2 protein-coding genes are annotated in these 4,223 nt (G+C 63.9%); both read left to right on the top strand.

Annotation, left to right across the window (positions count from 1 at the left end):
• The first annotated feature begins 151 nt into the window (after positions 1-151).
• Positions 152-3,613: a hypothetical protein gene (locus tag ACRC0P_RS03195; protein WP_438628342.1), complete on the top strand. Its 3,462-nt coding sequence runs from the start codon at positions 152-154 to the stop codon at positions 3,611-3,613.
• 392 nt (positions 3,614-4,005) lie between these two features.
• On the top strand, positions 4,006-4,223 hold a 218-nt coding region (locus ACRC0P_RS03190; protein ID WP_438628341.1), incomplete at its 3' end, for a hypothetical protein.

Raw genomic sequence — 4,223 nt, 5'->3', positions numbered from 1 at the left:
CCTCGTTTCGTCGTAGAGGTGGATCGCGGCCATGGGCGGATGGCCGCCCCGCCGCTCCTACAGGGAAATATCGACCTTCCCGTTATCCACGGGGCGAGTAGTTACAAAAATAGTTAAAGCGGAACTTGACCGGATATCGGGGAACAGAGCAGTGCACAGAAAGGCAGGGGGGAAAAATATCCACGCGGGGTTTATGGCAATCCTCACCGCACTGCTGTGCGCAACCACCGCAGCGGCGCAGGAACTGGCCTGCGATGCTGTTTTCCCATCGCCCGTCTCGGCACATGATCCGGATGCCTCGCTGACTTTCCTCGGCGGTTCGCTGCAGGGCGTAACGGAACCGCTGGCAGCGCGCCATTTGGTGGACCAGTCCTTTTCGCCGCTGTCCTGCGGCGGACACAGCTGCGCCATTAGCGGCACTCCGGCGCCCGCGGTGCCGCTGCCGCCTTTCCAGCAAACCGCTTCCGAAAGGGATATTTCCGTTTCTTCGCCCGGCTACCAACACTTCCAGGGCAGTGACCGGGAATTCCGCAATATCACCCTCATGTGGCAGTCACAGCTCCGTTTGTCTCCCGCCGGGCAGGTCTGGCGGATTCGCAACCTCACCCTGAATTCTGAGTCCACCCTGGTACTGGCGCCCGGAGACTACTGGGTGGAGAATCTTACCGCGCAATATAGGGCGAGTATCCGGGTTGAGGGCGAGGGCACGGTGCGCCTGCATTTGCTCAACGACGCCGAGGTGCAATCCTCTGCCATGCTCAACCCCGGGCCGGGCAATCTGTTCGATCGCAGCCAGCAGATGCTGCTGGTGGGGTACGGCAACCTGACCCTGCACTATGCCGCCGAAGCGGCCGCCTCCGTGTACGCCCGGGGCCGGGTCACACTGCACGCCGACGCCCGGGTGCACGGCGATATTTCCGCGGCCAGTGCCACGTTTATGTGGCACTCGCTGGTCTCCGCCATCGACGACAGTGCGCGGCAGCGGACTGACTACGGCGCCCTGTGCCAAGTGGACGGGACAGCGCCGGAAATCACCCTGGACAACCCGCCGGAATCCCGCACCACCGACCGGCAGATAGTGGTGCGCGGTACCGTCACCGACAACCATCAGGTGGCCGGTGCGCGCCTGTCCAACGACCGCTACGGCTCGCCTTTTGAAGTTCCGCTGGACGCCGATGGCCGCTTCAGCGTTACGGTTCCCCTCCAGGTCGGGGACAACCATCTCACGCTCAGTGCGACGGACGTCGCCGGTAACCAGGGCAGCGCCGCCATACTGGTTCACCGCGCCGAGCCGCCGCGACTGGTGAATATCTCCCCCGCCAACGGCAGCCTATTGCGCGAAGAGATTTTCACCCTCAGCGGCGAGGTGCAGTCGGAGCTGCCCGCGGACCAGCTGCGCCTGCACGTCAACGGCGCCCGGGTTTCCCTGGGAGACGGGGAGGGCAGCCATCCCTTCGCCATCCCCGGCCTGCCCCTGGCCTGGGGCAACAATCGCTTCACCATTGCGGTGGCCAGCTCCGACGGCGACGACAGCCTTACACTGGACCTCAGCCGGCTGCCGGAAGACGACGAAAGCCTGCCGCCGCCGCAACTGGAAATACTCGCGCCCACCGACGGCTACCGGTCATCGGCGGACAGCGTGGATGTGGCCGGGCAGGTGATTGCCGCCGCCGGCAGTGTCGAGGTGCAGATCAATGGCAATCCGGTAACTGTTACCGGCGCTGCCGCTTCCGGCAATTTTCGCCGGAAAATATTTTTTGAAGCCGGCAGCAACGCCCTCTCAATCACCGTAACGGCTACCGACCAACTCGGGCGCACTACCACGGAAACCCTTACGGTATACCGCGACAGCGCGGCACCGGTGATTACCCTGGACGCGCCCCTGCTGCCATACCCCGATAGCAATGCGGTACAGGAAAATCCCTATCGACTCACCGGCACCGTGACCGACGAACGCCTGGCCGGCATGCTGGTGGACAACCAAGCGGTGGCCTTGACCGCAACCGCGGTCCCGGGCGAATACCGTTTTTCCGTAGACATTCCCCTGAGCGCCGGCACACGCACGCTCAGCCTGCGCGCCCAGGATGTTTCCGGCAACCAGGTTACGGAAAGCTACCAGCTCAGTATCGAGCCCTCGGCGCTGCTGAATATCCTGGTGCCCGCCGCGGGCGGCCGCTTCCTGATAGAGGAGAGCCCGCAAACCGCCGAAGTGGTGGCCCGGCTGCAAGGGCAGGCGCCCGGTGCCGAGGTGTTTGCCGTTGTCGGCGAGCAGCAGTTTCCGTTGTCCCTGAACGGCTCGCTGATCGAGGGTGAAATCGAACTGCCCGAAGAGGATGGCGAACACACACTGCGCATTCGGGTGGAGCACAGCGATGTGGGCCTGCTGGCCGCGGCGTCGGTACCTTTCACCGTGATCAATCTGGAGCAGCGCCCGCTGGAGCTGGTGCGCATGCAGCCAGTGGCCAATAGTACTTTTATTTCTCCCAACCAACTGTTCAGTTTCCATTTCAACCGCCCGGTGGACCCGGCACAGTTGCAAATAGTGGTGCGTGAAACCCTCCACGGCGAGACCTACCTCAATCAGGACAAGCCCGGTGTGGATTTCCTGCACGCCAAGGGCTACGAAATAGCCACCGTATACCGCAGCATGGAACTGGTACCCGGCACCATTGACCTGGTACCGGGGCGCCGCGCCGCCACCTTTGTCGCCGACCGCTATTTCGGCTACGGCGCCAGGCTTCAGGTGGAGGTGCGGCACGGGGAGGATATTCTCGCTCGCGCGCAACTACAGGTGCGCCCGTTGCCCACCCAGGTGAGCGGCAATATTTCCGACCAGTTCGGCGAGCCGGTCGCGGGTATCACCGTGCAGCTCGGAGAGCGCAGTACCACTACCAACGGCAGCGGTGGCTTTACCTTCGGCCAGGGCAGCGAGGCGGACAGCCCGGAAACAGTGCTTACCGCCGGCGACCACTGGCTGGTGATCAATCCGGATATGCGGGACCCGCGCTTCGGCACCCGCCGGCAGCAGGTATCGCTGCAGGCCGGGCGCCTTAACCGCCTGGGCATTCGCGCTGTGCCGCTGCTGAACGAAACCACCGGCTTTACCGGCCTGCGCAGCGGCGCCGTCGCGTTGCTGGCCGACGACCAGTTGGAAATCGATCTCAGCAATGCGCAACTCAACGGGCCGGACGGTCGCGGCAGCGTTGTCGTCAACCCGCAGTTTTTGCGTATCGAGCGCCTGGGCCTGGAAACCGTCGCTCCCGCGCCCCTTTTCGGCGTCTACGCGTTGCAACCCGAGGGCCTGGAAGTGGAGGGCCGGTTGGGCCTCAACTTTGCGGTACCGCTGCTCAATGGCCGGCGCGACTGGATGGAAGAGGGCACCCGTGTGGTGATTTCCGGCCTGGACCGGGCCCGCGCGGCCCTGGTGCCCGTGGCTGTCGGCGAGGTACAGGGCGAGCGGGTCCACCTGCGCGGCAGTTTCGAAGGCCAGTGGCTCGACTATATCGGCCTGGCCCTCCCCCCGGAAGCCGCGGCCCCCGCAATCCAGGCCTGGCTCGACGACGAAACCAGCTGGCCCGCCGTGCGTGCCGCCCTGGCCGAAGGAGCAAACTGATGCTGATGCACCACTTCGGCAAAAGCCTCCTGAATTTTATGAACGACCGATTAATTTCACGGATGCAAGAAACAACAAAAACCGAAGGCCGCAACGTAGGATGGGCAAAGCGAGCCTTAGCGAGCGTGCCCATCTTCTGTAGGAGCCTGTTTGTGACCGCCATGGATGGCGGAATGCCGCCCAGCGGAAATGGAGATTTTGCAGGAGCAAAAAATCTGCCAGGCGAATATTCCCCGGGACCGCCGAGCTCCAGCTCGGCAAGCCGGCCGCGCGCGGGCGGCCAATCGCGCAACTTTTTATATACCCTGGCAACTCTCTGCCTAACTCTCCTGAGCTTTTCCACCCAAGCCCAATTCGGCTCGATCTTCAACGTCACCCCGGAAATCACCCCGGTGATCTCCACCGGCCACGTCATGGCCCGCGCCCAGGTCCTGGGCCCCAACGGCGGCCCCATCCTGGTCAAGGTGCGCATGGACGGCAACAGCAGCGAGGAAGTGGAGGAGATCGGCGAAGCCTATGCCGGCGGCCCCCTGGACGGCGTCTACATCCTCTCCGCCACCGAATACCGCCGCGCACTGCAGGATCTTGCGGAGCTCAAGGCCACGCAACC

The sequence above is a fragment of the Microbulbifer sp. genome (assembly GCF_051659245.1).
Lineage (GTDB): Bacteria > Pseudomonadota > Gammaproteobacteria > Pseudomonadales > Cellvibrionaceae > Microbulbifer.
The sequence above is the reverse complement of the archived record's forward strand: the minus strand, read 5'-3'. Positions and strand labels throughout refer to the sequence as shown.